This window comes from Geodermatophilus sp. CPCC 205506 (genome assembly GCF_051383635.1).
GTDB lineage: Bacteria > Actinomycetota > Actinomycetes > Mycobacteriales > Geodermatophilaceae > Geodermatophilus.
In genome coordinates, this window is record NZ_JALPKP010000031.1 from 1 (window position 1) to 26,848 (window position 26,848).

Sequence of the window (26,848 nt, forward strand, 5' to 3'; positions counted from 1 at the left end):
GGCGGGCCACGTCGACCGCGCGGCGCGCGCTGAGGACCACCGCGCCGGTCCGCGCGCCGTCGGCCGGCGGCCCGGCACCGACGCCCACGCACCAGCCGGCGGCCCGCACGAGGCCGAGGACGACGTCGACCACGGCCGCCGGATCCCGCACGGCGCCGTGCCACTCGCCGTCCGCCGTCTGCTCGAGGACCACACCGACCCCGTCCGGTCGGCGGGCGGGGGCGCCGTCGTCGCAGGCCGCGACGGTCAGCACGAACGGCACCGGGCAAGCCTGACAGCTTTCCCCGGTCCGGGCCAGGACCTACATCCGCGCGGCGACGTCGGGCGGGAAGCCGCCGGTCGCGACCGGGCCCCAGCGCTCGACCGTGATGCGCAGCAGCGACTTGCCCTGGCGGGTCATCGCGGCGCGGTACTCGTCCCAGTCCGGGTGCTCCCCGCTGATCGACCGGAAGTACTCGACCAGCGGCTCGAGCGCCTCGGGCAGGTCGAGCACCTCGGCCTGCCCGTCGACCTGCACCCAGGGGCCGTCGAAGTCGTCGGACAGGACGCAGAGGGAGACGGCCGGGTCCCGCCGGGCGTTGGCCACCTTGGCCCGCTGGGGGTAGGTGGAGACGACGACCCGGCCCGCGGCGTCGAGCCCGCACGTGACCGGGGACAGCTGCACGCCCCCGTCGGCGCGGCGGGTGACGAGGACCGCCCGGTGCCGCGGACGGAGGAACTCCTCGAGCGCGGTGCGGTCGACCCGGTCGGCGGTGGCGGTCTTCGGCATGCCCCGACGCTACGACGACGGCCCGAAGATCGTTTCCGACCGGCCCGCAGCGGACATCCCTGTGTCGTGATCGATCGACTGAGGCTGCGCCCGTCCGGCCGCTCCGCGGGGCAGGACCCAGCGGGGTCCACCGGGACGTCCGCCGGACGACGGGAGCCGGAGGGGGTGGCGCACGCGGAGACGTCCGCGCCGGCGCCGTCCCCCGAGCGCGGCCCGCGGATGCGGAAGGCGATCCGCGCGGTGGCGATCATGTCGGCCCAGCTGCTGCTGATCTCGGCGGCCGCCTGGGTCCTCTTCTGGGTCCTGGGCAAGTTGTGGGTGATCCTGCTGCCGATCGTGCTCGGCCTGCTGTTCGCCACCGTGCTGTGGCCCCCGACCCGGTTCCTGCGCCGGCACCGCTGGCCGCCGGCACTGGCCGCCTCCGTCGTCCTGCTCGCCGCCCTCGCGCTGTTCGGCGGGATCATCGCCGCCATCGCGCCCTCGGTCGCCGACCAGGTCGGCGAGCTCACCGACCAGGCGACCAGCGGACTCCAGCGCGTGCAGGAGTGGCTGGCGGGGCCGCCGTTCAACCTCGGCGAGGACCAGATCGGCCAGGCCGTCGACAACGCCATCAACTCGCTGCAGAGCAACGCCCAGAACATCGCCGGAGCGGCGCTGACCGGCGCCACGGCGATCGGCAACGGGCTGATCAACCTGATCCTCGCCCTGTTCCTGGCCTTCTTCTTCATCAAGGACGGCCCGCGCTGGGTGCCGTGGCTGTCCGCGCAGACCGGCAGCCGCGCCGCGCCGCACGTGGCGGCCCTGTCCCAGAAGACGTGGGACACGCTGTCGGAGTTCATCCGGCAGCAGGCGCTGGTCGGCCTGGTGGACGCCTTCTTCATCGGACTGGGGCTGTGGATCCTCGACGTCCCACTGGTGCTGCCGCTGGCCGTCCTGACCTTCTTCGGCGCGTTCATCCCCATCATCGGTGCGTTCGTCGCGGGCGCATTCGCGGTGCTGATCGCGCTGGTCGACGAGGGCTTCACGGTGGCGCTGATCGTCTTCGGCATCGTGCTGCTGGTGCAGCAGCTCGAGGGCAACGTCCTGCAGCCGATCATCCAGGGCCGCGGCTTCAACCTGCACGCGGCGGTGGTGATCCTGGCGGTGACCGCCGGCGGCAGCCTCGCGGGGATCACCGGGGCGTTCCTCGGGGTGCCGGTCGCGGCGCTGATCGCCGTCGTCTACCGGTACGCGCGCGACCAGCTCGACGCCCGGTCGCCGGAGGTGGCCGACGACGGCACCCGGCCCCAGGTCTCCGGCGACGTGCACGGCGCCGAGGTCACGAGGGAGCAGGTGGCGCCGCCCGCTCCCGAGGGCACCGGCCGCCCGTCCCAGGAGGGTCTGGGGAAGTGAGCCCCGGCCGGGTGACCGCGGGAATGCGGGCACCCGTCCGGGGGCTGGACGTGGCGTAGGTCCGGATCAGAGGAGGCACCACCGTGGCGCACCAGCCGGAGGAGCTCGTCGAGCTGCTCCCCGAGGCGGAGCCGTTCCTCGCCCGCGAGGCGGAGGTCGGGGACGCCGCCGAGCGCCGGGGCCTGGTGCTGGTCCACGACCTGGCCGGCGAGTTCGACGCCGCGCACGCGGGCGCGCTGGCCGGCGCGCACCTGCTGGCCAGCCTCCCGCACCAGGTGATCGCGCGGTTCGACGTCGACGCCCTGGTCGACTACCGGGCCCACCGGCCCCGGATGACGTTCAACGCCGACCACTACGAGGGCTTCACCCCGCCGGAGATCGCGGTCTACGCCGTGGAGGACGACGCCGGCGAGCCGTTCCTGCTGCTGCACGGCGCCGAGCCGGACTTCGCGTGGGAGCGGTTCGTGGCCGCCGTCGGCCGGCTGGTCGAGCGGCTCGGCGTCACCTCGGTGGTGGCGCTGCAGGCGATCCCGATGCCTGTGCCGCACACCCGGCCGGTGACGGTGACCGCGCACGCCACCCGCCGGCAGCTCATCGAGTCCTACCCCGTCTACTGGGGCGAGCTGCGCATCCCCGGCAGTGTCGCGGCGCTCCTGGAGCTGCGGCTGGGTGAGGCCGGGGTCGATGCGCTCGGCGTCGCCGCGCACGTGCCGCACTACCTGGCGCAGACCACCTTCCCGGCGGCGTCCCTCACCCTGCTCGAGCACGTCTCGCAGCTGACCGGGCTGCACCTGCCGACCGAGGCGATGCGGGAGGCGGCCGAGGCGCACCGCACCGAAGTCGACGAGCAGATCGGCCGCTCGCCGGAGAACACCGCGGTCGTGGCGGCCCTGGAGCAGCAGTACGACCAGTTCGCCGCCGCGCGCGAGGGCAACGACCTGCTCAGCGACGTCGGCGAGGTGCCCAGCGGCGACGAGATCGGCGCGGAGTTCGAGCGGTTCCTCGCCGACCAGGACCGCAAGCGCCGCCGCGGGGAGTGACCCAGGGGCAGAAATGGCCATTTCTGCCCCTCCGGCCGCTCGGCGCGGAGAGTCCGTTCAGGCGAAGACGATGGTCCGCGGGCCCTCCACGATGACGCGGTCCTCGACGTGCCAGGTCACCGCCTGCGCGAGCACCTGGCGCTCGACGTAGCGGCCGATGCGGCGCATGTCCTCGACGGTGGCGCGGTGGTCCACGCGGGCCACCTCCTGCTCGATGATCGGCCCGGCGTCGAGCTCCGGCGTCACGTAGTGCGCGGTCGCCCCGATCAGCTTCACGCCGCGGTCGTGCGCCGCCTGGTACGGGTTCGCGCCGACGAACGCCGGCAGGAAGCTGTGGTGGATGTTGATCAGCCGCTCCGGGAACCGGGCGCAGAACTCGGCCGACACGATCTGCATGTACCGGGCCAGCACGACCAGGTCGACGTCCCCCATGAGCTCCAGCGCCCGGGCCTCGGCCTCGGCCTTGGTCTCGGGAGTGACCGGCACGTGGTGGAACGGCACGCCGTGCGCCCGCGCCACCGGCTCGAGGTCGGGGTGGTTGGAGACGACGGCGGCGATCTCGGCCTGCAGGTCGCCCGACCCCACCCGGTAGAGCAGCTCCTGCAGCACGTGGTCGGTCCTGCTGACGAACACCGCCAGCTTCGGCCGGTACGCCGCCTCGGTCAGCCGCCAGGTGAACTGCCACTCGCGGCCCAGCAGCTCGAGGGCGCCCTCCAGCTGGTGGCGGCGGCCGGCCAGGTCGGCGAGGAAGAACTCCAGCCGCAGCGTGAACGTGCCGCCCACCGGGTCGGAGGAGTGCTGCTGCGACTCGGTGATGTTGGCCCCGATGTCGGCCAGCAGCCGGGACAGGACGGCGACGATCCCGGGCCGGTCGGGGCAGCGGACGACGAGGCGCCCCACGTCGGTCGACCGGTCGTCGCGCGGACCCAGGGACGGCAGCTCAGCAACGGACACGGGAAGCGAGGATGCCAGGCCCGCCCGGGCGTCCCGAGCGACCTCGCCCGGAGGGGCAGAAATGGCCACTTCTGCCCCTCATGCCGGTGGGAGGACGGCGCGCTCGGTGCCGGCGATGTCGAACAGGTCGCCGTAGTCCTCGACGCGGGCGAGCACGTCCTCGGTGCGGAAGCGCAGGTCCCCCGGGTCGGCGCCGTCGAGCACCGCCTCGACCTCGTCCCAGCCGATCGGCGCGGACACCGTGGCGTCCGGCCGGGCCCGCATCGAGTAGGGCGCGACGGTCGTCTTCGCGGGGTTGTTCTGGCTCCAGTCGATGAGCACCTTGCCCGGGCGGAGCACCTTCTCCATCCGCCAGACCACCTGCTCGGGCGTCTCGGCGGCGAGCTCCTGCGCCAGCTTCTTCGCGTACCGGCTGGGGTGCTCGCGGTCGGTCACCCGGATCGGCGCGTACACCTGCATCCCCTTGGACCCCGACGTCTTCACCACCGGGTCCAGGCCGTCGTCCACGAGCCGCGCGCGCAGCCGCTCGGCGACCTCGCAGCACTCGACGATGCCGGCGTCCGGGCCGGGGTCGAGGTCGAGCACGAGCAGGTCGGGCAGCGCCGGCTGCAGCCTGCTGCCGACCTGCCATTGCGGCACGTGCAGCTCCAGCGCGGCGAGGTTGGCCGCCCAGGCCAGGTCGGCGACGGTCTCCAGGATCACCATGTCGAGGGTCTCCCGGCCGCGCGAGCTGCCGGGGCTCGGGACGGTCACCCGCCGCACCCAGTCGGGTGCGTGCCGCGCGCTGTTCTTCTCGAAGAACGCCTGCCCCTCGACGCCGTCCGGCCATCGGGTGAACGTCACCGGCCGCCCGGACAGGTGCGGCAGCAGCACCGGCGCGATCCGCACGTAGTAGTCGATGACCTGCGCCTTGGTGAACGACACCTCCGGGTAGAGCACCTTCTCCAGGTTGGAGACGTGCAGCTGCCGCCCGTCCACCCGCACCAGCTGCCGGCTCACCTGACGCTCACCACTCCTCGACCACGTCCTCGGCGGCGATGTCGTCGCGCAGGCCCCGCCAGGACGGGTGCCGCATCCGACCGTCCGCCGTCCAGACGGCGAACGCCACCTCACCGACCAGCTCGGGCTCCACCCAGCGCGCGTCGCGGGTCACCTCGCGCGGCAGGGCGCCCTCGAAGGGGTTGGTCGCGCGCGGGACGAACAGCTGCTCGAGGTCGCGCAGGGCCTGCGCGGTGAAGCCGGTGCCGACGTGCCCGGCGAACACGAACCGGCCGGTGTCGTCGTGCAGGCCGACCAGCAGCGAGCCCACTCCCCCGGCGCGGCGGCCCTGCCCCGGCCGCCAGCCACCGACGACGACCGCCTGGGTGCGGACGTTCTTCACCTTGCGCCAGTCCGGTCCGCGCGAGCCGGGGCGGTAGGGCGAGTCCAGCCGCTTGGCGACGATGCCCTCCAGCCCGTTGTCCCGGCTGGCCTCGAGCACCGCGGCGCCGTCGCCGCGGAACCACGGGGTGGCCACCCAGCGCTCGCCGCCGATGCCGAGGGCGTCGAGGCGCTCCCGTCGCCGGGCGTAGGGCAGGTCCCGCAGCTCCGCGCCGTCGAGCGCGAGCAGGTCGAAGACGAGGTAGGTGACCGGCGCGGCCGCGGCCATCCGGTGCACCTCGGGCCCGGTGCGGTGCATCCGGCCCTGCAGGGCACCGAAGTCGGGCCGGCCCCGGTCGTCCATCGCCACGACCTCACCGTCGAGGACGGCGTCGTGCCCGGCCAGCTGCACCGGCAGCCGGGCCAGCTCGGGGTAGCGGACGGTGATGTCCGTGCCGCTGCGCGCCCAGAGGGTGAGCGTGCCCGCCTGCACCACGGCGATCGCCCGGACGCCGTCCCACTTGAACTCGTAGCCCCACTGCGCGTCCTGCGCGGAGGGCGGCAGCTCCCCGGCGGTCGCGAGCATGGGGGCGGGCACCTCGACCGGGGGCGGCGGCGGGGCGGGGTCGAGCCGGCGCAGGTTCCAGGTGCCGTCGGCCAGCCGGAAAAACACGTAGCGGCCGCGCAGCCGCCGGCCGTCGAAGACGACGGTGACGTGGTCGTCGGCCCACTTCTCGGTGGCGTACCGGCCGGCGTCCCAGATGCGCACCTCGCCGCCGCCGTACTCGCCGGCGGCGATGGCGCCCTCGAACGCGGCGTACTCCATTGGGTGGTCCTCGGTCGGGACGGCCAGCCGGCCCGGCCCCGGCACGGTGGGCGGCCCCTTGGGGACCGCCCAGCTCTTCAGGACGCCGTCCCGTTCCAAGCGGACGTCCCAGTGCACCCGGTCCCCGGTCCCCCGGGGCGTGTGGTGCTCCTGGACGACGAAGGTGTCGCCGGTGCCCGCGGGCAGCGGCCGGCCGGCCGGCGGGACGGGTTCGGCGGTGCGGGCGGGGTCCCGCTTGGCGCGGTACTCCGCGAGCGGGTCGCCCCGCCGTCCCCGGCCCGGCACCTCAGGCGGTGCGGCGGGCGCGCTTGGCCGGCTGCTTGTCGGCGGTCGCCTTCTTCGCGGCGGTGGCCTTCTTCGCCGTCGTCTTGCGGGCCGTCGTGCGGGCCGGGGCCTCCTCCGGCTCGTCCTCGGCCGCCGCGGCCCGGCGCGCCGGTGCCTTCTTCGCGGCCGCCTTCTTCGCCGGCGCCCGCTTGGCCGGCGGCTCCTCCTCGGCGGCCGGCCCGCCGCGGGCGGCCTCCACGCTGCGGCGCAGGGCGCTCATCAGGTCGACGACGGCGGCGCCGGAGTCGGCGGTCTCCGGCAGCGGCTGCACCTCGCCGCCGGTCTGCTTGGCCTCCAGCAGGGCGGTCATCGCCTCGCGGTAGTCGTCGGTGAAGTCGGCCGGGTCGAAGTCGCCGGTCATCGAACCGATCAGCGCCTCGGCCATCTGCAGCTCCTGCGGCCGGACCGCGACGTCCTCGTCGAGGAAGGCGAAGTCGGGACGGCGGATCTCGTCGGGCCAGCGCATGGTGTGCAGCACCATGACGCCCTCGCGCACCCGCAGCGCGGCCAGCGACTCCCGCTGCCGGATGGCGATCTTGGTTATCGCCACCTGGCCCGCGTTCTCCAGCGCGTCGCGCAGCAGCACGTAGGGGCGGACGGCGGAGGCGTCGGGCTCGAGGAAGTAGGTCTTCTCGAAGTGGATGGGGTCGATCTCGTCCTGGTCGACGAACTGGAGGACGTCGATCTCCCGCCGGGTGGTCAGCGGCAGCTCCTCGAAGTCCTCGTCGGTGAGGACCACCAGCTGCCCGTCGGGGAGCTCGTAGCCCTTCGCGATCTCGGAGTACTCGACCTCCTCGCCGTCGATCGAGCAGACCCGCTTGTACTTGATCCGGCCGCCGTCGGTGACGTGCACCTGGTTGAACCGGATGTCGTGGTCCTCGGTGGCCGTGTACAGCTTCACCCCGATGCTGACCAGGCCGAAGGACACCGCCCCGCGCCAGATCGACCGCATGGTCCGCTCCTCCCGACGCCCGTGACGACCGCGGGCGGGGAAGGCCTGCCGGTCAAGATCGCAGGATAGGTCCGCGACGCGCCCGGCGGCAGGTCGAGCGACCCCCTCCTCCTCCGGACGAGCGATCTAGCGCACGCCCTCGGCCTCGTCCTCACTGGGCGCGAGCGCGCCGTTCTGGATCGCGTCGTAGACGAACTGGAGGATGTCGGAGCCGGCGACCAGCGTCATGGTGAGCGCCACCAGCCGGGTGGCCCGCGGCTGGGTGGCGTAGCCGAACACCAGGCCGGTGGCCACCCACTGGGCCAGGCAGAACGGGCAGGTGAGCAGCTCGCCCACCGCGTGCTTGACGCCGCCGTGCTCGCGCACCTCCTCGGCGACCTCGGCGTGCCCCGAGGGCCCCTGGAACGAGGTGAAGGGCGCCCGCAGCGGGCTGGTCACCGGGTCCTTCGCGATCCGGCGGGCCAGCCGGAAGGTGGCGACCGCGAGCAGCGCGACGTCCCCCGGCGGGATCCGGTCCGGCAGCTCCCGTCCGGCGGCGCGGACGGCGGCGACACCGGTCGCCACCAGGCCCAGGTACACCCCCATCGCGCCGAGGTCCCCGCCGAGCGGGCGCGGCTCGCCCCGCGAGTACTCGTCCTTCTGGGTGCGGGCCCAGCGGCGGACCGGGGCACCGATCCGCTGCAGCTCGTCTGCGATCGCCATGCACCCGCGCTACCCCCGGCCCGGGAGAGCCATGCGGAACGGGTCCGGTCCGCCGTGCGAGCCGGCTCACGCATGGCGGCCGGAGCGGCGGGTAGGCGGAGGGCAGCCCCGGCCGGTCCCCCGGCCGCACGAGAGCGCGCGGACCCACCGCGCAGGAGGAGGCACCCCATGACGCAGCCGGAGGGCCAGACCGCCCGCGACGTCTTCCCCGAGGACGAGGGCATCCCGGAGACCTCGCAGGACGACTCCCCCACGCAGGCCACCGCGGAGGACCCGCAGTTCGCCCCCGTGCCCGGCGACGACCCCGGCGCCAGCGTCGACTTCGGCACCACGGCCTTCGAGCAGTCGCAGGGTGAGTCGCTCTCCGGTCGCCTCGACCGCGAGGTCCCCGACGTGCAGCCCGGCGTCCGGGCCGCCGAGGACCCCCAGCGCGCCTCGATGCAACTCGAGCAGGACACCTCGACGACGCCGGAGTCGGACTCGGGCACCAACCGGACCGCCGACGACGTCGAGGCCACCGGCGACCGGCCGGCCGGCGGCGAGGGGCCCGAGGAGGCCGCCGTCCACACGATCGACTGAGCCCCTGCTCGACCGCGGTCCCCCGGTCGGCGGAGTCGGTTGGCGAGTTCCCCGATCGTTGACCTACCGTGGGACGGCGGTTGAGCATGCAGCCGCGGCCGACCGGGTCGCACCACGCCCGGACGGACACGTCCGCAGACGAACGTGTCCGGGGGCCACGACACCGGGGGGCCGCGCAGCGGTAGATTGACCGGGCGGTCGTGCCGCCGGGCACTGCCGTTGAGAGGAGCTCAGCCCGTGACCACATCCGACCTGCCTGCCGAAGGGCAGCACGACGTGTCGACCGAGGGCACGGAGGCACCCTTCGACGACGTGATCACGCTCTCGACCTCCACCGGTGAGGACGGGGCGATCACGGTGACGGTCGTCGGCGAAGTGGACACGTTCACCGCCCCCGTGCTCCGGTCCTCGCTCGACAACCAGCTCGAGCAGCAGCCGAAGAGCCTCGTCATCGACCTCTCCGGCGTCCAGTTCCTCGGCTCCGCCGGGCTGGCCGTCCTGGTCGAGACCCAGAAGGCCGCCCGCTCGCGCGAGGTCGACCTGCGCCTGATCGCCACCACGCGCGCCGTCACCCGGCCGCTCGAGGTCACCGGCCTGATCGACCTGTTCACGATCGTGGACGGCAGCGCCCGCTGACCGTCCCCGGGCGCCGGCCCGGGATCCCGATCACGACGAGGCCCCGCTCCGGCGGGGCCTCGTCGCGTCTGCCCGGTCAGCTGGTGAGCATCCGGCAGACGGCCTGCTCCAGCACCTTCTGCGCGGTCCGGTCGTCCGGGGCCGAGGCCGCCTCCTGCAGCGCCGGCGCGATCGTCTCGCCGGCGTCGAAGCGGTCGACGACCCGGGGGTCGACGTAGCTGGCCTTGCACACCGCCGGGGTGTTGCCGAGGGTCTCCGAGACCCGCTCGTAGGCCTGCTTCACGACCCGCTTGCGGGCGGTCTTGGTGGTCGGCTGCGGCGCCTCGGCCAGCGTGGCGGCCATCAGCACCGTGGCGTTCCAGGTGCGGAAGTCCTTCGCGGTGATCTCCGCGTCGCTGATCTCCTTGAGGTAGGCGTTGATCTCACCGCTGGTGACGTCGTGCCACACCCGTCCGGACCCCGTCGGGTCGCCCACCCAGTAGCCGAGCAGCTCCTCACCGGTGTCGCCGGGCCGCTTGAGCAGCTCCCGGACGACGTCGGCGGTCGGCCGGTCGGTGAGCTCCAGCTCGCGCTCGATGCCGCCCTTGGCGGTGTAGGAGAAGAACACCCGCTCACCGCGCACCCGCACGTGCTCCCTCCGCAGCGTCGCCAGGCCGTAGGTCCCGTTGTCCTCGGCGTACTGCTCGCTGCCGACGCGGAAGGCGCCGAGGTCCAGCAGCCGGACGGCGGCGGCCAGCACCCGATCCCGGGTCAGCCCCGAGCCGGTGACCGCCTCGACCACGGCCTCGCGGACGTCGGGCAGCTGGTGGGCGATCTCCAGCACCCGCTCGTGCTTCTCGGCGTCCCGCCGGGCCCGCCAGGCGTCGTGGTAGCGGTACTGCCGCCGTCCCGCGGCGTCGACCCCGGTGGCCTGGATGTGCCCGTGCGGCCAGGGGCAGATCCAGACGTCCTTCCACGCCGGGGGGATGGCCAGCGCCCGGACGCGGTCGAGCCGGTCGTCCTTGATCAGCGAGCCGTCGGTGTCGTAGTAGGCGAAACCGCGGCCGGCGCGCCGGCGTCGCCACCCGGGGCCGTGCACGTCGCTGCGGCGGAGTCTCACGCCCCGGGAATGGGCACCGGAGCCGTTCCCCAAACCGCATCGGCCGGCGGGATCACCCGTCAGCGCATCTCGACCAGGCCCGCCAGCCCGCTGATCACGAGGATGTGCCGCGTCACGCCGCCTTCGGGGGCGTGCACCACCAGCCGCCAGCCCTCGTCGCCGGCGATCCGCGCGACCGCCAGGACCACCCGCACCGCCGCGCTGCTGAACAGGGTGACCCCGGCGAGGTCCAGCTCCACCTGCCCGGTGCCGCCGTGGCTGGCCTCCAGCAGCCGGATCCGCAGCTGCTCGGCGCCGACCAGGTCCACCGCGCCGGAGACCCGCACCACCGGCCGCTCGCCGGCCCGGTCGACCGCCACCTCGGTGGCGCTGGTGCCGGCGTGCCGCTCCTCGATCTCCTCGCTGCTCCGCAGCCGCATGCTGAGGGTGACGGTGGTGCCGTGCTCGCCCTGCAGCACGACGCCGTCCACGAGCTGCCGCATGATCAGCAATCCGCGGCCGCGGTTGCCCGGGTCGCGGTCCGGCGGTCGCCAGCTCCCCTCGTCCCGCACGGTGACCGTGAGCACGCCGTCGACGTCGACCGCGGCCGTCACGTGCATCCGGCCGGGCTCGGTGCCGCGGTAGGCGTGCTCGGCGGAGTTCGCGCAGGCCTCTCCGACCGCGACCATCACCCCGACCCGGTCCTGCTCCCCCATCCCCAGCCCGACCAGCCAGGCCGACAGCCGGCGGCGCACCGCCGGTAGCGAGGCCGGGACGGCGAGCAGGTCCATCGTCAGCGGCTCGTGCCGCTCGGCCAGCCGGTGCGCCACCAGGACGGCGAGGTCGTCCGGGTGCTCCCGGGGGCCGAGCAGCCCCTCGGCGACGGCCGCGGCCAGCCCGCCGGCTCCCTCAGGGACGATCGAGCCGGGGCCGGTGACCGCGCGGCGGGCCACGTCGGCCAGCCGGCTGAGCCCCTGGGCCGGCGGCGGACCCGACGCCGACACCGCGCCGTCGGAGTAGAGGACGAGCGTCGCCCCGGGCGCCAGCTCCGCCGAGGAGACGACGGTCGGGCTGCCGGGCAGGCTGCCCAGCGGCGGGCGGGGGGTGACCGGCAGGAAGGACGAGCTGCCGTCGGCCGCGACCAGCAGCGGCGGCGGGTGCCCGGCCGCGGCGTAGGTCAGTCGGCCGGTGGCCGCCTCGAGCACCGCGTAGAACACCGAGGCGCCCTCGACGTCCTCCATCTGGGCGGCGAAGGCGTCCAGCGCGGCGACGACGGCGGCCGGGGACGGGTCGCGCAGCGCGACCGAGCGCATCGCGCCCCGCAGCCGGCTCATCGCGCCCGCGGCGGGCACGCCGTGGCCGACGGCGTCACCGATGACCAGCGCGAGCCTGCCCCGTCCCAGCGGGACGGCGTCGAACCAGTCCCCACCGGCGGCGCCCACGGAGCTGGCCCGGTGGTAGCTGCCCGACAGCCGGAGCTCGGGGAGCAGCGGCAGCGACGGGGGCAGGAGCGAGTGCTGCACCTGGTCGACGACGTCCCCGCGCGCCTCGGGCCAGGCGTCGGTGCCGGTGCCGGTGCCGGCCTCCAGGACCAGCAGCACGCCGGGTTCCCCCTCCACCCGCAACGGCTGGAGCACCGCCGTTGCCGCGGTCCCGTCCGACCCCAGGGGCCCGCGCAGGGTCTCGGGGCGGCCGGTGCGCGCCACCACGTCGACGAGGTCGGCGACCGAGCGGCCGTCGACCGACGGCAGGTCGGCGCGCGAGGTGCCCAGCGCGCGGGCCCGGGCGTTGGCCCAGACGGGCTCCATCGCCGGGCCGGCCAGGCAGTAGATCGCCGCCGCCGCGTCCTCCATGGCCGCGACGAGCACGTCGTGGCCCGCGCCCCCCACGGGACGCGCGCCCGGCGTCGGGCTCGGCTGGCTGGCGTTCATCTGCGGCCAGGAAACCGCAGGGCAAGGGGGGCGGCAACCGCGCTCACCGGTGCCGGGGACCGGCGTTTGCCGCCCCCTCGTACCGGGTAGAACTGCTCTTCGGGGCGCCGCCCGACCCGAGCATCCGCCGGGTGCGGGCGGCATTCGGGCACTATGGGGGCGAGCCGCCGCGGCCGGACCACCGGCGCGGGGCCGTGGCTCTGCAGAGCGGAACGCTGACGAACGAGGAGCGGACGACGGATGGTGGACTCGAGGGGTGCCCTCGCGCACGACGGGCGGCGCGCCGAGCGACTGGAACTGCGGGTGCCCACCACCCCGAGCCAGCTGCCCGCGGTGCGGGCCATGGCCGGTGACCTGGCGATGCGGATGGACTACGACCTCGACGCGGTCGAGGACCTGCGGCTGGCCGTCGACGAGGCGTGCGCGACGCTCGCCGCGATCGTCTCCGGCGACCGCCGGCTGACGGTCGTCTTCGAGACGCGGCGATCGGGCCTGCACATCGACGCCTGGGTGCCGACCGCCGAGGGCACCGACGTCCCCCGCGACGGCTTCGGCTGGGCGGTGCTGCACACCCTGGTGGACCGGGTGGACGCCGGCCCGGCGAGCCAGGCGACCGTCCCGGCCGGTGACGGCAGCGGCGCCGCGGTCGCCGTCATCTCCATGGACAAGTTCCTCCCGGGTCACAACCCGGAGCAGCTGCTCGGTGGCACGGGCCAGAACGTCTCGGTCGCACGGTGACGCGGGGGGCAGCCGCCAAGCCGCCGACCGTGGAGGAGGACACCCTGCGCGACGACGAGTCCCCGGCGGGGACGGAGGAGGTCGCGCCCGAGGACGCTCCCGTGCTCGTACCCGACCCCCGCAGCGAGACCGTCCCGGCGACGGAGGCCCTGACCGAGCCGGACGCCGAGCCGGAGCCGGCGACCGAACCCGACGTCGCCCCGGTCTCGGACAACCGCCGCCGCGCCGAGCGCACCGCGCCGCTGTTCGCGGAGCTCGCGACCCTGGAGAAGGGCGACCCGCGCCGCGAGCGGCTGCGGGAGATCCTGGTGGAGGAGCACCTGCCGCTGGTGCGGCACTTCGCCCGCCGGTTCAGCAACCGCGGCGAGCCGTTCGACGACCTGCTCCAGGTGGGCACGCTCGGCCTGATCGCCGCCATCGACCGGTTCGACCCGACGCGCGGCGTGGAGTTCCTCTCCTTCGCGGTCCCGACGATCACCGGCGAGATCAAGCGGCACTTCCGCGACCAGGGCTGGTCGGTGCGGGTGCCGCGCCGGCTGCAGGAGCTGCACCTGTCGCTCAACGCGGCCGTCGGTGAGCTGGCGCAGAAGAACGGCCGGGCGCCCACGCCGTCCGAGCTGGCCGAGCACCTCGGCATCCCGCGCGCGGAGGTCCTCGAGGGGCTGGCCGTGGCCAACGCCTACCGGTCGAGCTCGCTGGACGAGCGGCTCAGCGGCGAGGACGACTCCCCCACCCTCGCCGCCACGCTGGGCGAGGAGGACGCCGCGCTGGAGGGCGTGGAGTACCGCGAGTCGCTCCAGCCGCTGCTGGCCACCATCCCGGCCCGCGAGCGCCGCATCCTCATCCTGCGGTTCTTCGGCAACATGACCCAGTCGCAGATCGCGGCCGACATCGGCATCTCGCAGATGCACGTGTCCCGGCTGCTCAGCCAGACCCTGGCCAAGCTGCGCGAGGGCCTGCTCAAGGACTGAGCCGCACCCGGGTGTCGGGAGCTCTTCCCACGTTCTGCGCCGGAGAACGCGGGAAGAGCTCCCACTGCCGCATCTCAGGCTGGGTGGGGCCCGACGGTCCCGCCGCGCCCCGTGATCAGCCCTGCGGCGGCGGCTGGCTCGGATCCGGCGGCGCCAGCTCCACGTTCCCGAGCTCCCGGGCCTCCTGCGTGGCCTGCGCCAGGGAGGGCGGTGCGGGCGCGGTCTCCTGGACGATGCTCGACAGCTCGATCCGCGCCTCCGGCTGTTCGGCGGCCGGCGGCAGCTGCGACTCGAACCAGTCGCTGGTGTCCAGCCCGCCGCTCCTCGGCGCCGACGTGCCGTTGCCGGACGACCCGACGTCCATCCAGGAGCGCCCGCCCTCGGCGCCGCCGAGGTTGGCCAGGCCCTCGAGGGCCTTGCTGAACTCGCTGGGGACGATCCACATCTTGTTGGCGTCGCCCTGCGCGATCTGCGGCAGCGTCTGCAGGTACTGGTAGGCCAGCAGGCCCTGGTCGGGCTTGCCGTCGTGGATGGCCTGGAACACCGTCTCGATCGACTTCGCCTGCCCCTGGGCCTGGAGGAACAGCGCCGCCCGCTCCCCCTCGGCGCGCAGGATCCGGCTCTGCCGCTCGGCCTCGGCCTCGAGGATCGCCGCCTGCTTGCGGCCCTCCGCCGACAAGATCGCCGAGGCCTTCTCCCCCTCCGCGGAGGTGATCGCCGCCTGCCGGTGCCCCTCGGCGGTGAGGATCACGGCGCGCTTGTCGCGGTCGGCGCGCATCTGCTTCTCCATCGAGTCCTGGATCGAGTGTGGCGGGTCGATCGCCTTGATCTCCACCCGTGCCACCCGCAGGCCCCAGGGCCCGGTGGTGCCGTCGAGGACCTCGCGGAGCTGGCTGTTGATGCCGTCCCGGCCGGTCAGCGCCCCCTCGAGGTTCAGCCCACCGACCACGTTGCGCAGCGTCGTGGTGGTCAGCTGCTCCATGCCGGTGATGTAGTTCGCGATGCCGTAGACGGCCAGCCGCGGGTCGGTCACCTGGAAGTAGACGACGGTGTCGATGCCCACCTGCAGGTTGTCCGCGGTGATGACCGGCTGCGGCGGGAAGGAGACCACCTGCTCGCGCAGGTCGATCGTGGCCCGCACCCGGTCGATGAAGGGCACCAGGATGGACAGCCCCGGCGAGAGCGTGCGGCTGTACCGGCCGAGCCGCTCGACCACCTTGGCCTGCGCCTGCGGAACGATCGTCACGCTCTTCGCGACGACGACGATCACCAGCAGGGCGATCACGATCAGGGCGATCAGTGCAGGCGTCACGGGAACGCTCCTTCCACTCCGGTTCCGTCCCGATCTTGCCGTGCACGGGTTCCGTTCCGGGGCCGTTCGGCCCCGCTGTCACCCGCGCGGAGGGATCACTCCAGCTCCAGCGCGTCGCCGACGACGGCGGTGGCGCCGTCCACCTGGAGGATCCGGACGGTCGAGCCGACCGGGAAGGTCTCCGCGCCGTACTGGCTGCGGGCGGTCCACTCGTCGGCGCCGAGGCGGATCCGGCCGCCGTGCCCGTCGACGGGCTGGGTGACCCGCGCCGTCCGGCCGATGAGGGCGGCGACGCCGTCCAGCTGCTCGGGAGTGCGCTCGGTGAGGTGCCGCTTGGCCAGCGGGCGGACGAGGAGCAGCAGCACCGCGGAGACGACGATGAAGCCGACCAGCTGGAGCCCCACGGCACCGCCCAGCAGCGCGACGGTCATGCCGCCCAGCGCGCCGCCGGCGAACATCAGCAGCACCAGGTCCAGGCTCGCCATCTCGCCGGCGGCGAACAGACCCGACGCGATCAGCCACAGCAGCCAGGCGTCCACGGCATCACTCTCCCAGACCGGACCCGGAGCGTGATCCATCTCAACCGGATCGTCACCTGCCCGGGTGCCCGACATAGCCTCGACTGGTGCACGACTTCCCCGCCGGCCGGTTCGCGGTCTGGGCGACCGCCTGGCTCACCGGCCGCGCCTCGTACGACGACGCTCTCGACGCCCTCCTCGGCACCACCGCGCACCGGGTCTCCGGCCTGCCCGGTGCCCAGGAGGCGGTCCCCCTCGGCTGGGCGCTGACCACGCTGCGCGGCCTCGGGGAGCGCCGCTTCCGGCTGGTGCTGCCGGTGCCCGGCGACGTCCGTGGCGTGCCGCGGGTGCCGGGGCTGCCCGAGCTCGCGCTGGAGGCGGGACAGGCCGCCGTCGGCGAGCGGCTGGCGCTGGTGCCGGAGCCGGTCGGGTCCGAGGTGGTGCAGTGGACGGCGGTCGACCTGGCCGGCGCCCCGCCGGTGCCCCCGCCGGTGGAGGGCACGCTGCGGGCGGTGTCCGGCGGGCTGGACCTCGCCGTCTCCGACGCCGCCCGGACCCTCGTCGACCTCGACCTGGCCCGCTGGCACCCCGAGGTGCCCGCGCTGCTGGCGGGGCTGGCCAAGCCGGCGCACGTGCCGGGGATGCCCCCGGGCAGCGACCCGCTGGCCCTGTCGGTGCTCGCCCGCGCGCAGCGGCTGGCCCGGGTGCTCGACCTGGCGCTCACCGACGCCCCGGGCGGGGCGGTCACCACCGGCCAGGCCGCGGCCCGGGACGACGCGCTGCGCCCGCTGTCCGACGCCGTGCGCGAGGCGATCACCGCCGCCTACAACGCGATCCCGCGCTAGCCGACCGGGTCTTCTGCGGTGTTCTGCTCCCTCCTGCGGCGGTGCACGGCCGCAAGAGCGGAGGAGACACCGCAGAAGCGAGCGGTCCGGAACGCCGGCAACGACCGCTCAGCGAGCCGGCCTGGCCACGAAGCAGCAGGCGGCCGGGCAGTTCGTGCCGAGCCGCGGGGGGCCGCCGGCGCGGCGCTCCTGCAGCAGCTCGCGCACCGTCGCGACGAACGCCGGGTGCGTGCCGGCGGTGCCCGCGCGGACGAAGGTGAGGCCGACCTCGCCGGCGGTCGCGCGCGCCTCGTTGTCGAGGTCCCAGACGACCTCGAGGTGGTCGCTGACGAAGCCGATCGGGAGGAGGACGACGGCCTGCTCCCCCGCCGCGGCCAGAGCGCGCAGGTGGTCGTTGACGTCGGGCTCCAGCCACGGCACCGACGGCGGCCCGCTGCGGCTCTGCCAGACCAGGTCGAAGGGCCGGCCGGGCGCGGCGGCGTCCACCACCTGCTGCACGGCGGCGGTCAGCTCGGCCTCGTAGGCGTGCCCCTCGGGGCCGGCGACGGCAGCCATGGCGTCCGGGATGCTGTGCGCGGTCGCCACCAGGCGGGCGGTGTCGCGGACGCCGTCGGGCAGCTCGGCGAGCGCGGCGGCCAGGGCGTCGGCGTTGGCCCGGACGAAGCCCGGGGCGTCGAAGTAGTGCGGCAGCTTCTCCGCGGTCGGGCCGCGACCGGTCACCGCCCGGGCCCGCGCGATGTCCTCGTGGTACTGCCGGCAGCCCGACGCCGAGGCGTACGCCGAGGTCGCGAAGACGTAGACGTGCTCGACGCCGTCGTCGGCCATCTGCCGCCAGGTGTCCTCGACGTAGGGCGCCCAGTTGCGGTTGCCCCAGTAGACCGGCATCTCGATCCCGGCGGCGGCGAGGTCTGCCTCCACCGCGGCGATCAGCGCCTTGTTCTGGTCGTTGATCGGGCTGACGCCGCCGACGTGGTGGTAGTGCTCGGCGACCGCCTCGAGCCGCTCTCGGGGGATGCCGCGCCCGCGCGTGACGTTCTCGAGGAACGGCATGACGTCGTCGTGCCCCTCGGGGCCGCCGAAGGAGAGCAGCAGCAGCGCCTCCCGGCGGCCGGCCGGGGCGGGGTCGGCCGGCGGTGCGGCCCCGCCGTTGTTGCGGACGGCGAGCGAGGGGTCCTCGTCCGGCTTCTGGTCAGGGTGGATGTCGACGTCGGTGGCGCGGGGCACGGTGGTTTCTTCTCTCCGGTGCGGCGGAACGGATGCGGCTCACACGCCGACGGCGTGGAACCCCCCGTCCACGTGCACGATCTCGCCCGTGGTGGCGGGGAACCAGTCCGACAGCAGCGCGACGACGGCCTTGCCGGCGGGCTCGGTGTCGGTGACCGACCAGCCCAGCGGGGCGCGGGCCTCCCACGCCTCCTCGAACTGCGAGCTGCCCGGGATGGACTTCATCGCCATGCTGCGCAGCGGCCCCGCCGCGACCAGGTTCACCCGCACCCCCTCGGGCCCGAGCTCGCGGGCGAGGTAGCGGGAGGTCGACTCCAGCGCCGCCTTGGCCGCGCCCATCCAGCCGTAGACCGGCCAGGCGACGGTCGCGTCGAAGGTCAGCCCGACGACGGAGGCGTGCTCGCCGAACAGCGGCCGGCAGGCCTGGGTGAGCGAGGCCATCGACCAGGTGGACACCTGGAACGCCGTCGCCGCGTGCTCCCACGCCACCTCGGGGAAGCCCTCGCCCATCGCCTCCTGGGGCGCGAAGCCGATGGAGTGCACGACGCCGTCCAGGCTGTCGCCGACGTGCTCGCGCAGCCGGTCGGACAGGGTCGACAGGTGCTCGGTGTTGGTCACGTCGAGCTCGACGACCGCCGCCTCGGCCGGCAGCCGCTTGGCGATCCGCTGGCACAGCGACAGCGCCCGGCCGAAGTTGGAGAGGACGACGGTGGCGCCCTGCTCCTGGGCGATCCGGGCCGTCGCGTACGCGATCGACGCCTCGGTGAGGACGCCGGTGACCAGGATCTTCTTGCCCTCGAGGATGCCGCTCATCAGTGCCCCATTCCCAGTCCGCCGTCGACCGGGACGACCGCCCCGGTGATGTAGCCGGCCGCGTCGCTCGCCAGGAAGCGCACCACGCCCGCGATCTCGTCCGCCGAGGCGTACCGGCCCAGCGGCACCTGCCCGAGGATCTCCTGCTGCCGCTTCTCCGGCAGCTGCGCCGTCATGTCGGTCTCGACGAAGCCGGGCGCGACCACGTTCGCCGTGATGCCGCGGCTGCCCAGCTCGCGGGCGATCGACCGGGCCAGGCCGACCAGGCCGGCCTTGCTGGCCGCGTAGTTGGTCTGCCCCGCCGAGCCGAGCAGGCCCACGACCGAGGAGATGAACACCATCCGGCCGGTCCGCGCGCGCACCATCTTGGCCGCGGCGCGCTTGGACACCCGGTAGGCGGCGGTGAGGTTGGCGTCGACGACGTCGGCGAAGTCCTCCTCCTTCATGCGCATGAGCAGCCCGTCGCGGGTGATCCCGGCGTTGCTGACCAGCACCTCCACCGGGCCCTGGTGCTCCTCGACCTCGGTGAACGCCCGGTCGACGGCGGCGGCGTCGGTGACGTCGCACTGCACGCCGAAGAGCCCGTCGGGGACTCCGCTGCCGCGGTGGGTGACCGCGACCGAGTCGCCCTGCTCGGCGAAGGAGCGGGCGATCGCCAGCCCGATCCCCCGGTTGCCGCCGGTCACGAGCACCGATCTGCCCACTGCGTCACTCCCCTGCCCCGACCGTCCCGTCGGGAGCCGAACCTAGTCGGTCGGCGCAGGTCACACCTCCGCGTGGGCCGACGGGGCCGGCTCCCCGCCGCCCCGGACGCGGCACACTGGTCCGGTGAGCCCGGTGTCCCCCGACGGACTGGCGGCCGCGCACGGCGTCGTCCGGCTGCTGAACACCGCCGGCGGGCGGGTGCTGTGCCTGGCCGGCGAGGTCGATGCCGCCGCCGTCGCCGCGTTCGTCCGGCGCTACGGGCGTGAGCCGGCGCGGGTCGACGGCATCGACGCCGGCTCGGTGACCGCGCTGTCGGCGCCGGGACTGGACCTGCTGCTCGACCACCTGGCGGTCGCCGAGCGGGCCGGGCGCCGGGTGACCCTGCGCCGCTCGCCGCCGGTGGACCGCTCCCTCGCCGGCGCCGGGGTGCTCCCCGACCGCGCCTGACGGTGGGGGCGGTTGTCCGCCCCCACCGCCGGCGTCATGTCGTCACGCCATGCCGGAGGCCGCCAGCGGGTCATAGCCCGGAGCGCGGAACAGGTCCTGCAGCTGGCGGCGGCGCACGCCGGTGTTGCTGCCCTCGATGATCGGGTAGGCCAGCGCGTCGGCCAGGCACGACAGGATGGGGAAGCGCCGGTCGTAGGCCTGGACCCCGATGACCTTCACCAGTTCGTTGACGACGTCGAGCCCGGTCTCCGAGCCGAAGACCTTGGCGTGCAGGGCCAGCTCGGGTCCGGCCGGGTGCCCGGACAGCACGGCATCCATCGCCCGCCAGCCCAGCAGCCGGACCGCCTCGATACGGCCCTTGGCGTCGGAGAGGGCGTCGGACACCGCCTGGTGGTCGATGATCGGCACCGCTCCCCCGCGCTTCTCCGTGAGGGCGAACCGGAGCGCGATGTCGAAGGCGCGGCGCATCGCCGCGACCGCGAAGACCGCGATCGAGGCACCGCTGGCCATGAAGGCGCTGCGCGTGAGGGCGATGCCCTCCCCCTCGGCCCCGAGCAGGTTCTCCCGGGGCACGCGCACGTCGGTGAGCCGGACCCGCGACGTCAGGCAGCCGCGGAGGCCGGGCAGGTCGTAGTGCTCCTCCACCTCGACGTGGCCGGCCAGGTGCTCGCGCTCGGCCACGATCAGTGAGACGCCGCCGGGTGTTCGGCAGACGATCGTCATGAGGTCCGGACCGGCGCCGTCCCAGCCGGACAGGTGCGAGGCCCAGGCCTTGCGTCCGTTGACGACCCACGAGTCGCCGTCCGGGACAGCGGTGGTGCGGGTGCCCTCCGCCGGCGGCGGTGCGGCGAAGTTGGCGCTGCCGCCGGGCTCGCTGTAGGCCATGGCGGCCAGGGGGGCGCCGGAGTCAGCGAGGAAGGGGGCCACGAACCGCTCGATCTGCTCAGGCGTGCCGACCTGGTAGACCGGGCTGAGGGCGATGATGGGGCCGGCCATCGAGATGACGAAGTCGGGGCTCACCGTCGCCCACTCCTCGATGAAGATCGCGGCCTCCACCCCGCCGGTGGCGGCGCCGCCGAAGGGCGCCGGGATGAAGCCCTTGAGGAAGCCCGCGCCGACCGCCTTCTCGAAGACCGGCCGGGCCAGGAGGGCCCGGGTCAGTGGATCGGGCTCGCCGGCGACGTCGTCGGCCAGGCCGCGCAGGTGCGCTTCCGCGAACTGCCGGGCGGCGAGCTTGAGCTGCTCCTGGTCGGGGCTCAGCACGAAGGACACGGCCATGGTGGCTCCTCGGGGGCGGGACGGTTTTCGCGACCCCACTGATCATCGCGGCGGCACACGGACGCGTCCCGGCCGTCAGCGCACGCCGACCGTGCCGTTCGTGCACGCCGCACCCTGGCGCGCCTCCCGCGGGCTCACGCCGAAGCGGCGGCGGAAGGCCCGGCTGAACGACGAGGGGTCGTCGAAGCCGTGCGCCGTCGCGATCTCGGTGACGGTGACGGTGGGCGCCGCGGCGGCGAGCACCAGGGCACACCGGTCCAGGCGCATGGCCCGCACGGTCGCGCCGAAGGAGTCCTCGGCGTCGGCGAAGAGGTTGTGCAGCGTGCGCGGGGAGATGGCGAAGCGCCGGCACACCGTGGTCACCGACAGGGTCCGGTCGCCGAGGTGGTCGCGGACGTGCTGCAGCACCGCGGCCCGGACGGCGCCCCGGTCGAAGCGCCCGGGCTCGACCCCGGCGGCGGTCGCGGCCGCGACGGCCGACACGAAGGACTGCTCCAGGTCCCGGGTCCCGGTCCTGTCCACCTCGTCGCCCACCTGCCACAGGGCGTGCATCAGCGCGGTCACCACGCCACCGGCGCCCGCCCCGCCGACCGCCACCGCGGTGCTCGGCCGGCGGCCACCCAGTCGCGACGACAGGTGTGCGTGCGGCACCCGGTAGGACACCATGTGCCACACCCCGTCCAGGTCGAAGGAGTACGGCTCCGTCGTGTCCACGACGGTGAACTGGCCCGGCCCGACGACCGACTCCCGGCCGCCCTGGCGGACGGCGCACCGACCGGCCAGCTGGAGGTTGACGAAGTAGTACGCGGCGTCGGTGTCGGCGACCTCCCGGACGCCGTGCAGTGTCTCCTGAGGCTGCGACACGATCCGCGCCCGGTTCACCTCGACCAGCGGCCGGGTCTCGACTCGGGCTGCGAACCCGGGGCGATCGGTCCGCCGCACCGCACGCAGCGGCACGAACGCGCGGCAGATGACGTCGTTCCAGTAGTCGAACTGGTCGCGTTCGGGCAGCGGCGTGCTGTCCCAGACAGGCATGGGAGCCCCTCCGCACCGGCGACCGACCTGACCGCGCTGCACCGAGAGGATCGCCGCTCGCAGCGCGGATGTCGACAGCCCCGTGACCGCTGTCGGCTCCCGCGGCGGAACCTCAGCCCCGGGCCGCCGGCGTCCGGGTGAGCAGGACGCCAGGCGTCGGGTCGTCCGGCCACCGGATCGGCAGGTCGACCGGCTGCCAGCCCAGCGACCGGTAGAGCCCGTGCCCCGGGCTGTCCCGGTGGCAGGTCAGCCAGCACCAGGCGCCGGCCAGCTCGCGGTGCACGTGGGCCATGAGGCGGCGGGCGTGCCCGTGTCGCTGCGCGCCCGGGTGCACGGCGAGGCGGGCCACCTCCACCCACGCCGGCCCCGTCGGCAGCCCCCAGCGCCGCGCCGGTTCGGGGTCCCGCCGCATCCCGACGTGGCCGACCAGCCCGTCGGCGTCCGCGAGGACCCAGGACCGGTCGAGGCGCTTGCGGTCGAACCACTCGGCGATGTCGAGCCGACCGGCGTACACGCTGGGCGCGTAGCGCCCGCAGCACGCGTCGTTCGCCGCCGCGAACAGCACCAGCAGCGCGGGCCGGTCCGCCGGGGTCGCCGGCCGCAGCACGGGCCCGGGCGGGTCTCCGCCCGCGGGCCCGGCTCCCGCGTCCCCCGAGGCCACGGCGTCCAGCGTGCGGGACGCCCGGGCGGGGCGCCACCGCCGGGACGCCGGCCGCTGCGCCCGCTAGGAATGTCGGCATGGGTGCAGAAGACGCCGTCCCCGTCCGGCTCGAGCGGGACGGCGACGTGGCCGTCGTCGTCCTCGACCGGCCCCCGCTGAACCTGTTCGACGAGAGCGTCTTCGCCGGCTTCGAGCGGGCGGTCGCCGAGCTGGTCGAGCTGACCGCGCCGGGCCGGCCGGACCGGGCGCGGGCGGTGCTGCTGGAGGCGCGCGGGAAGGTCGTCTCCGGCGGGGTCGACGTGCACGCCTTCCAGGAGATCGCCGAGGGCCCCGACCCGGTGGGCCGCGGCTCGGCACTGTGGGCCCGGCTGCTGCGGCTGGCGCAGACCCTGGAGGACCTCCCGGTGCCCACCGTCTTCGCGGCCCACGGCCTGACCCTGACCGCGGCGTTCGAGCTGGCGCTGGCCTGCGACCTGCTGCTCGCCGCGCAGCGGGCGTCGTTCGGCCTGGTGGAGATCGTCGTCGGGCTGACCCCGTCGATGGGCGGGCCGCAGCGGCTGGCCGAGCGGGCCGGGCCGGCGCGGGCCAAGGAGCTGGTCTTCACCGGCGAGCGCTACCCCGCCGATGTGCTCGAGCGGTGGGGTGTGGTCAACCGCGTGCTGCCCGACGACGGCTTCCCCCAGGCCGCCCGCGCCCTCGCCGCCCGCGTCGCGGCCGGCCCGACCGTGGCGCACGCGGCGACCAAACGGCTGGTGGGCACGGCCGTGCGGGACGGCGTCCGGGCCGCCGACGCGATCGTGCCCCAGGTGTCCGGCCCGCTCTTCGCGACCGAGGACCTGCGCGGCGCCGTCGCCTCGTTCCTGACCGACGGGCCCGGCAAGGCGACCTACGGGGGCCGGTGACGTCGCTGCGCGCCGTCGTCACGGTGACGGTCTGGCTCCTCGGGGGTTCGGCGTGACCAGCTCCGCGGACACCTCCGGCAGCACGCGGTCGACGTAGTCCCGGACGGCGGCCCGCATGCCCACGTCCCGGCCGCTGGCCTCGGACAGGAACCACCGGTGCTCGAGGACCTCGTGGAAGATCTCCGCGTCGTCCAGCCGGTTGCGCAGGTGCGCGGGGACGTCGGCCAGCGTCGGCTCGTACACCTCGGCGCGCCAGCGGAGGGTGGCCACCGCGTCGGGGACGCGGCACTGCTCCTCCTGCTCCAGCCACGTCCGGTAGGCCGCGATGTCGCCCAGCAACCGGCGCGCCTGGTTCTCCTGGACGTCCAGGCCGGTCCCGGCGAACAGCAGACGCCGGTTGTGGCCCGGTTCGGCCACCCGGGTGGTGAGCCGCAGCCGGCTGCCGCCTCCCGGGTCGTCGATGATCTCCACCTCGGCGACCTCGAACCCGAGGTCCTGGAGCCGCCGGATCCGCGCCTCCAGGCGGAAGCGCTGCTGGTCGCGCGGCACCACCTCCTCCCCGGTGAGCTCGGCCCACAGGTGCTCGTAGCGCGCCACCAGGTCACCTGCGGCGAGCGCCGGGTCGACGTCCTCGGCGAGGCAGCCCCGGTCCCGCAGGTCGACGAGCTCCCCGACCACCCGCCCGTAGGCGACGTCCAGGTCGTGGTCGCGCTGGTCCTGGGACAGCCGGTGGTGCACCTCGCCGGTCTCGGCGTCGACCAGGTAGGCGCCGAGGGTGCCGGCGTCCAGCCGGAACAGGGTGTTCGACAGCGAGCAGTCACCCCACACGACGCCGGCCAGGTGGAGCCGCACCAGCAGCTCGACCTGGGCGTCCATCACCCGGCCGGTCAGGTGCGCCCCGCGCGGGTTGGCGAACAGCGCGAGGAAGGACGACGAGTAGTCCAGGAAGCGGGTGACCAGCACCGCCTCCTGTCCGTCCGGCCGGTCCACGACCACGCCGAGGGCCTCCACCGCCGGGACGCCCAGCTCGTGCAGCCGGCGCAGCACCCGGTACTCCCGGCGGGCCGCCTCCTCGGGGAGCTCCTTGAGCGCGAACACCTGCCCGGCCTCGGCGACGAAGCGGACGACGTGCCGCGAGCGCCCGCTCTGCGGGATCTCGACGACCCGGTCATCGCGCCACCGGTCGAGCGGGAGCTCCCAGGGCAGCGTCACCAGGTCGGTCGTCGCCTCCGCAGGCGGACTGAACACGAAGCGCACCGCACACCCCCCGGTCCTCGGCCGCGCGCACCGCACGGGTGGCCGGCGTCGGCTTCATCCGTACCCCCGCGCGCCGACGGCACCCGCTCGATCCGGTCACCGCGAGGGCGACCCGTCGACCAGCGTCTCGAGCGTCGCCCGCGCACCCCGCTCGTGGAGGGAGGTCAACGCCGCCCGGTAGTGGGAGGTGAACCGCTCGTCGTCCACCAGGTCGCCGAACAGGTCGCGATCGGCGAGGAAGGCGAGCGGGTCCTCCCGCTGTCGGCGGGCCCGCGCCATCAGCGAGTCCCGCCTGCGGTCCACGACGTCGATCGGCTGCCCGTCCTCGTCCACTCCCTCGGCGTACCGCGCCCAGCCGGCGACGACCGCCGCCGACCGGCGGATCTCCCCGCCGGAGGCCAGGTTCTCCCGGACGACCGGGAGCAGCCACTTGGGCAGCCGCTCGGAGCCGTCGAAAGCCAGTCGCGCCAACGTGTCGCGGATGGCCGGGTTGGAGAAGCGTTCGATCAGGTTCCGCCGGTAGTCGTCCAGGTCGATGCCGGGGACCGGCCGGAGGGTGGGCGTCGCCTCCTCCTCCATGTAGCCGAGCAGGAACCGCTGGAACAACGGGTCCTGCGCCGCGTCGTGGACCAGCCGGTGGCCGGCGAGGTGGCCGAGGTAGGCCAGCGCCTGGTGACTGGCGTTGAGCAGCCGCAGCTTCATCAGCTCGTAGGGCTCGACGTCGTCGACGACCTGGACGCCGGCGTCCTCCAGCGGCGGCCGGCCGAGGCTGAACCGGTCCTCGAGGACCCACTGGGTGAAGGGCTCGCCGACGACCGGCCACCGGTCCTCGACGCCGAGACGGCGGGCGACCTCGTCCCGGTCGTCGTCCGTGGTGGCGGGGGTGATCCGGTCGACCATGGAGTTCGGGAAGGGCACCTCCCGCTCGACCCAGGCGCCGAGGTCGCGGTCACGCAACGCGGCGTAGGCGGCGAAGCTGCGCCTGGCCACGTCGCCGTTGTGCTGGATGTTGTCGCAGGACACCACGGTGAACGGCGCCAGCCCGCGGTCGCGCCGCCGGACCAGGGCCTCCGTGACCAGCCCGAACGACGTCCGGGGCGGGTTCCCCGCCTGCAGGTCGTGGACGACGCCGGGGTCCGCGGCCTGGAACTCCCCCGTCACCGGGTCGGTGTTGTAGCCGCCCTCGGTGACCGTCAGCGACACGATCCGGGTCGTCTCGGCCGCCATCCGCTCCACGACCGCGTCGGGGTCGTCGGGGGCGAGCAGGTACTCCACGATCGAGCCCACGACGCGCGCGTCCAGGGTGCCGTCCGCGTGCCTGACCACGAGCGTGTAGAGGCAGTCCTGCGCCGCCATCGCCTCGGCCATCCGGCGGTCCGACGGCAGCACACCCACGCCGCAGATGCCCCAGTCCTGCGCCTGCCCCTGCTCCAGCAGCCGATCGACGTACATGGCCTGGTGCGACCGGTGGAACGCCCCCACCCCCAGGTGCACGATGCCGGCCCGCACCCGGGACCGGTCGTAGGTGGGCACCGACAGGGACCCGGCCAGCGACGGCAGGGCCCGGGCGTCGAGCGGCAGCACGGTGGGTCTCGTCACG

27 protein-coding genes and 1 pseudogene are annotated in these 26,848 nt (G+C 74.6%); 9 read left to right on the plus strand and 19 right to left on the minus strand.

The features are described 5' to 3' along the window. A pseudogene (locus tag MY520_RS17485) lies at positions 1-262 on the minus strand (hypothetical protein); the annotation flags it as partial. Positions 263-301: 39 nt separating this feature from the next. Further along, a complete protein-coding gene (locus MY520_RS17490) occupies positions 302-769 on the minus strand; it encodes a PPOX class F420-dependent oxidoreductase (RefSeq protein WP_436693833.1) in 468 nt (155 codons plus the stop codon). A 165-nt stretch (positions 770-934) separates the two neighbouring features. Here MY520_RS17490 and MY520_RS17495 point away from each other — a divergent pair, with 165 nt between their 5' ends. Then, the gene (locus MY520_RS17495; RefSeq protein WP_436693834.1) at positions 935-2,161 is read left to right on the plus strand and encodes an AI-2E family transporter; all 1,227 of its coding nucleotides are present in this window, start codon (positions 935-937) and stop codon (positions 2,159-2,161) included. Between the two features lie 83 nt (positions 2,162-2,244). Further along, positions 2,245-3,201 carry a proteasome assembly chaperone family protein gene (locus MY520_RS17500; RefSeq protein WP_436693835.1) on the plus strand — a complete coding sequence of 319 codons (957 nt, stop codon included), beginning with the start codon at positions 2,245-2,247 and terminating at the stop codon, positions 3,199-3,201. Between the two features lie 57 nt (positions 3,202-3,258). Here the strand turns inward: MY520_RS17500 and purU are convergent, their stop codons facing one another. The 5 genes from purU to MY520_RS17525 form a co-directional block, all read right to left on the minus strand. Then, positions 3,259-4,155 carry a formyltetrahydrofolate deformylase gene (gene purU / locus MY520_RS17505; RefSeq protein ID WP_436693836.1) on the minus strand — a complete coding sequence of 299 codons (897 nt, stop codon included), beginning with the start codon at positions 4,153-4,155 and terminating at the stop codon, positions 3,259-3,261. A gap of 78 nt (positions 4,156-4,233) precedes the next feature. Continuing rightward, positions 4,234-5,154: a non-homologous end-joining DNA ligase gene (ligD, locus tag MY520_RS17510; protein ID WP_436693837.1), complete on the minus strand. Its 921-nt coding sequence runs from the start codon at positions 5,152-5,154 to the stop codon at positions 4,234-4,236. 7 nt (positions 5,155-5,161) lie between these two features. Beyond that, a complete protein-coding gene (ligD, locus tag MY520_RS17515) occupies positions 5,162-6,625 on the minus strand; it encodes a non-homologous end-joining DNA ligase (protein ID WP_436693838.1) in 1,464 nt (487 codons plus the stop codon). A gap of 1 nt (position 6,626) precedes the next feature. Next, positions 6,627-7,616, minus strand: coding sequence for a Ku protein (locus MY520_RS17520; RefSeq protein ID WP_436693839.1), 990 nt, complete (start codon positions 7,614-7,616; stop codon positions 6,627-6,629). 126 nt (positions 7,617-7,742) lie between these two features. Further along, positions 7,743-8,318: a DUF1360 domain-containing protein gene (locus MY520_RS17525; protein ID WP_436693840.1), complete on the minus strand. Its 576-nt coding sequence runs from the start codon at positions 8,316-8,318 to the stop codon at positions 7,743-7,745. Positions 8,319-8,486: 168 nt separating this feature from the next. Between MY520_RS17525 and MY520_RS17530 the strand changes: the two genes are divergently transcribed. Both MY520_RS17530 and MY520_RS17535 read left to right on the plus strand, forming a co-directional pair. Continuing rightward, on the plus strand, positions 8,487-8,897 hold the full coding sequence (locus MY520_RS17530) for a hypothetical protein (RefSeq protein WP_436693841.1): 411 nt from the start codon (positions 8,487-8,489) through the stop codon (positions 8,895-8,897). Positions 8,898-9,134: 237 nt separating this feature from the next. Further along, positions 9,135-9,533, plus strand: coding sequence for an STAS domain-containing protein (locus tag MY520_RS17535; RefSeq protein WP_436693842.1), 399 nt, complete (start codon positions 9,135-9,137; stop codon positions 9,531-9,533). 76 nt (positions 9,534-9,609) lie between these two features. Here MY520_RS17535 and MY520_RS17540 read toward each other — a convergent pair whose 3' ends face one another. Together MY520_RS17540 and MY520_RS17545 are read right to left on the minus strand one after the other, a co-directional pair. Continuing rightward, positions 9,610-10,632, minus strand: coding sequence for a DNA topoisomerase IB (locus tag MY520_RS17540; protein ID WP_436693843.1), 1,023 nt, complete (start codon positions 10,630-10,632; stop codon positions 9,610-9,612). 59 nt (positions 10,633-10,691) lie between these two features. Continuing rightward, positions 10,692-12,542, minus strand: a complete 1,851-nt coding sequence (locus MY520_RS17545; protein ID WP_436693844.1) for a SpoIIE family protein phosphatase — start codon at positions 12,540-12,542, stop codon at positions 10,692-10,694. Between the two features lie 240 nt (positions 12,543-12,782). On the opposite strand from MY520_RS17545, the gene MY520_RS17550 reads away from it, so the two are divergent. Continuing rightward, positions 12,783-13,280 carry an ATP-binding protein gene (locus MY520_RS17550; protein WP_436693845.1) on the plus strand — a complete coding sequence of 166 codons (498 nt, stop codon included), beginning with the start codon at positions 12,783-12,785 and terminating at the stop codon, positions 13,278-13,280. Further along, positions 13,277-14,251 carry a SigB/SigF/SigG family RNA polymerase sigma factor gene (locus MY520_RS17555; RefSeq protein ID WP_436693846.1) on the plus strand — a complete coding sequence of 325 codons (975 nt, stop codon included), beginning with the start codon at positions 13,277-13,279 and terminating at the stop codon, positions 14,249-14,251. The genes MY520_RS17550 and MY520_RS17555 overlap by 4 nt, the downstream gene beginning before the upstream one ends. A 115-nt stretch (positions 14,252-14,366) precedes the next feature. Here MY520_RS17555 and MY520_RS17560 read toward each other — a convergent pair whose 3' ends face one another. Both MY520_RS17560 and MY520_RS17565 read right to left on the minus strand, forming a co-directional pair. Continuing rightward, on the minus strand, positions 14,367-15,563 hold the full coding sequence (locus MY520_RS17560; RefSeq protein WP_436693847.1) for an SPFH domain-containing protein: 1,197 nt from the start codon (positions 15,561-15,563) through the stop codon (positions 14,367-14,369). A gap of 95 nt (positions 15,564-15,658) precedes the next feature. Beyond that, entirely contained in the window at positions 15,659-16,102 is a 444-nt protein-coding gene (locus MY520_RS17565; protein ID WP_436693848.1) for an NfeD family protein, read from the minus strand. Between the two features lie 86 nt (positions 16,103-16,188). On the opposite strand from MY520_RS17565, the gene MY520_RS17570 reads away from it, so the two are divergent. After that, positions 16,189-16,926: a hypothetical protein gene (locus MY520_RS17570; protein ID WP_436693849.1), complete on the plus strand. Its 738-nt coding sequence runs from the start codon at positions 16,189-16,191 to the stop codon at positions 16,924-16,926. 108 nt (positions 16,927-17,034) lie between these two features. Here the strand turns inward: MY520_RS17570 and MY520_RS17575 are convergent, their stop codons facing one another. Genes MY520_RS17575 through fabG form a run of 3 tightly spaced genes read right to left on the minus strand, consistent with a single transcriptional unit; the run spans position 17,035 to position 19,667 of the window. Beyond that, positions 17,035-18,150 (minus strand): ferrochelatase, encoded by a 1,116-nt coding sequence (locus MY520_RS17575; protein ID WP_436693850.1) that lies wholly within the window; start codon positions 18,148-18,150, stop codon positions 17,035-17,037. A 39-nt stretch (positions 18,151-18,189) separates the two neighbouring features. Continuing rightward, positions 18,190-18,963 carry an enoyl-ACP reductase FabI gene (fabI, locus tag MY520_RS17580; RefSeq protein WP_436693851.1) on the minus strand — a complete coding sequence of 258 codons (774 nt, stop codon included), beginning with the start codon at positions 18,961-18,963 and terminating at the stop codon, positions 18,190-18,192. Next, entirely contained in the window at positions 18,963-19,667 is a 705-nt protein-coding gene (gene fabG, locus MY520_RS17585) for a 3-oxoacyl-ACP reductase FabG (protein WP_436693852.1), read from the minus strand. The genes fabI and fabG overlap by 1 nt, the downstream gene beginning before the upstream one ends. A gap of 124 nt (positions 19,668-19,791) precedes the next feature. On the opposite strand from fabG, the gene MY520_RS17590 reads away from it, so the two are divergent. Next, positions 19,792-20,115, plus strand: coding sequence for a hypothetical protein (locus MY520_RS17590; RefSeq protein ID WP_436693853.1), 324 nt, complete (start codon positions 19,792-19,794; stop codon positions 20,113-20,115). A 42-nt stretch (positions 20,116-20,157) separates the two neighbouring features. Here MY520_RS17590 and MY520_RS17595 read toward each other — a convergent pair whose 3' ends face one another. The 3 genes from MY520_RS17595 to MY520_RS17605 form a co-directional block, all read right to left on the minus strand. Beyond that, positions 20,158-21,393: an acyl-CoA dehydrogenase family protein gene (locus tag MY520_RS17595; protein ID WP_436693854.1), complete on the minus strand. Its 1,236-nt coding sequence runs from the start codon at positions 21,391-21,393 to the stop codon at positions 20,158-20,160. Positions 21,394-21,468: 75 nt separating this feature from the next. Next, positions 21,469-22,428 carry a helix-turn-helix domain-containing protein gene (locus MY520_RS17600; RefSeq protein ID WP_436693855.1) on the minus strand — a complete coding sequence of 320 codons (960 nt, stop codon included), beginning with the start codon at positions 22,426-22,428 and terminating at the stop codon, positions 21,469-21,471. A 112-nt stretch (positions 22,429-22,540) separates the two neighbouring features. Further along, positions 22,541-23,089 carry a GNAT family N-acetyltransferase gene (locus MY520_RS17605; RefSeq protein WP_436693856.1) on the minus strand — a complete coding sequence of 183 codons (549 nt, stop codon included), beginning with the start codon at positions 23,087-23,089 and terminating at the stop codon, positions 22,541-22,543. Between the two features lie 77 nt (positions 23,090-23,166). Between MY520_RS17605 and MY520_RS17610 the strand changes: the two genes are divergently transcribed. Continuing rightward, positions 23,167-23,991 (plus strand): enoyl-CoA hydratase/isomerase family protein, encoded by an 825-nt coding sequence (locus MY520_RS17610; RefSeq protein ID WP_436693857.1) that lies wholly within the window; start codon positions 23,167-23,169, stop codon positions 23,989-23,991. Positions 23,992-24,009: 18 nt separating this feature from the next. Here the strand turns inward: MY520_RS17610 and MY520_RS17615 are convergent, their stop codons facing one another. Beyond that, complete coding sequence (locus MY520_RS17615) at positions 24,010-25,239, minus strand: DUF4032 domain-containing protein (RefSeq protein WP_436693858.1); 1,230 nt, start codon at positions 25,237-25,239, stop codon at positions 24,010-24,012. A gap of 105 nt (positions 25,240-25,344) precedes the next feature. Beyond that, positions 25,345-26,847 carry a mannitol dehydrogenase family protein gene (locus MY520_RS17620; RefSeq protein WP_436693859.1) on the minus strand — a complete coding sequence of 501 codons (1,503 nt, stop codon included), beginning with the start codon at positions 26,845-26,847 and terminating at the stop codon, positions 25,345-25,347. Position 26,848 lies beyond the last annotated feature (1 nt).

Excerpts from the sequence above, each read along its gene's own strand:
- MY520_RS17490 (WP_436693833.1), bottom strand. The coding sequence starts at position 769 with ATGCCGAAGACCGCCACCGCCGACCGGGTCGACCGCACCGCGCTCGAG.
- MY520_RS17520 (WP_436693839.1), bottom strand. The coding sequence starts at position 7,616 with ATGCGGTCGATCTGGCGCGGGGCGGTGTCCTTCGGCCTGGTCAGCATC.
- MY520_RS17525 (WP_436693840.1), bottom strand. The coding sequence starts at position 8,318 with ATGGCGATCGCAGACGAGCTGCAGCGGATCGGTGCCCCGGTCCGCCGC.
- MY520_RS17530 (WP_436693841.1), top strand. The coding sequence starts at position 8,487 with ATGACGCAGCCGGAGGGCCAGACCGCCCGCGACGTCTTCCCCGAGGAC.
- MY520_RS17545 (WP_436693844.1), bottom strand. The coding sequence starts at position 12,542 with ATGAACGCCAGCCAGCCGAGCCCGACGCCGGGCGCGCGTCCCGTGGGG.
- MY520_RS17550 (WP_436693845.1), top strand. The coding sequence starts at position 12,783 with ATGGTGGACTCGAGGGGTGCCCTCGCGCACGACGGGCGGCGCGCCGAG.
- fabI (WP_436693851.1), bottom strand. The coding sequence starts at position 18,963 with ATGAGCGGCATCCTCGAGGGCAAGAAGATCCTGGTCACCGGCGTCCTC.
- MY520_RS17595 (WP_436693854.1), bottom strand. The coding sequence starts at position 21,393 with ATGGCCGTGTCCTTCGTGCTGAGCCCCGACCAGGAGCAGCTCAAGCTC.
- MY520_RS17600 (WP_436693855.1), bottom strand. The coding sequence starts at position 22,428 with ATGCCTGTCTGGGACAGCACGCCGCTGCCCGAACGCGACCAGTTCGAC.
- MY520_RS17610 (WP_436693857.1), top strand. The coding sequence starts at position 23,167 with ATGGGTGCAGAAGACGCCGTCCCCGTCCGGCTCGAGCGGGACGGCGAC.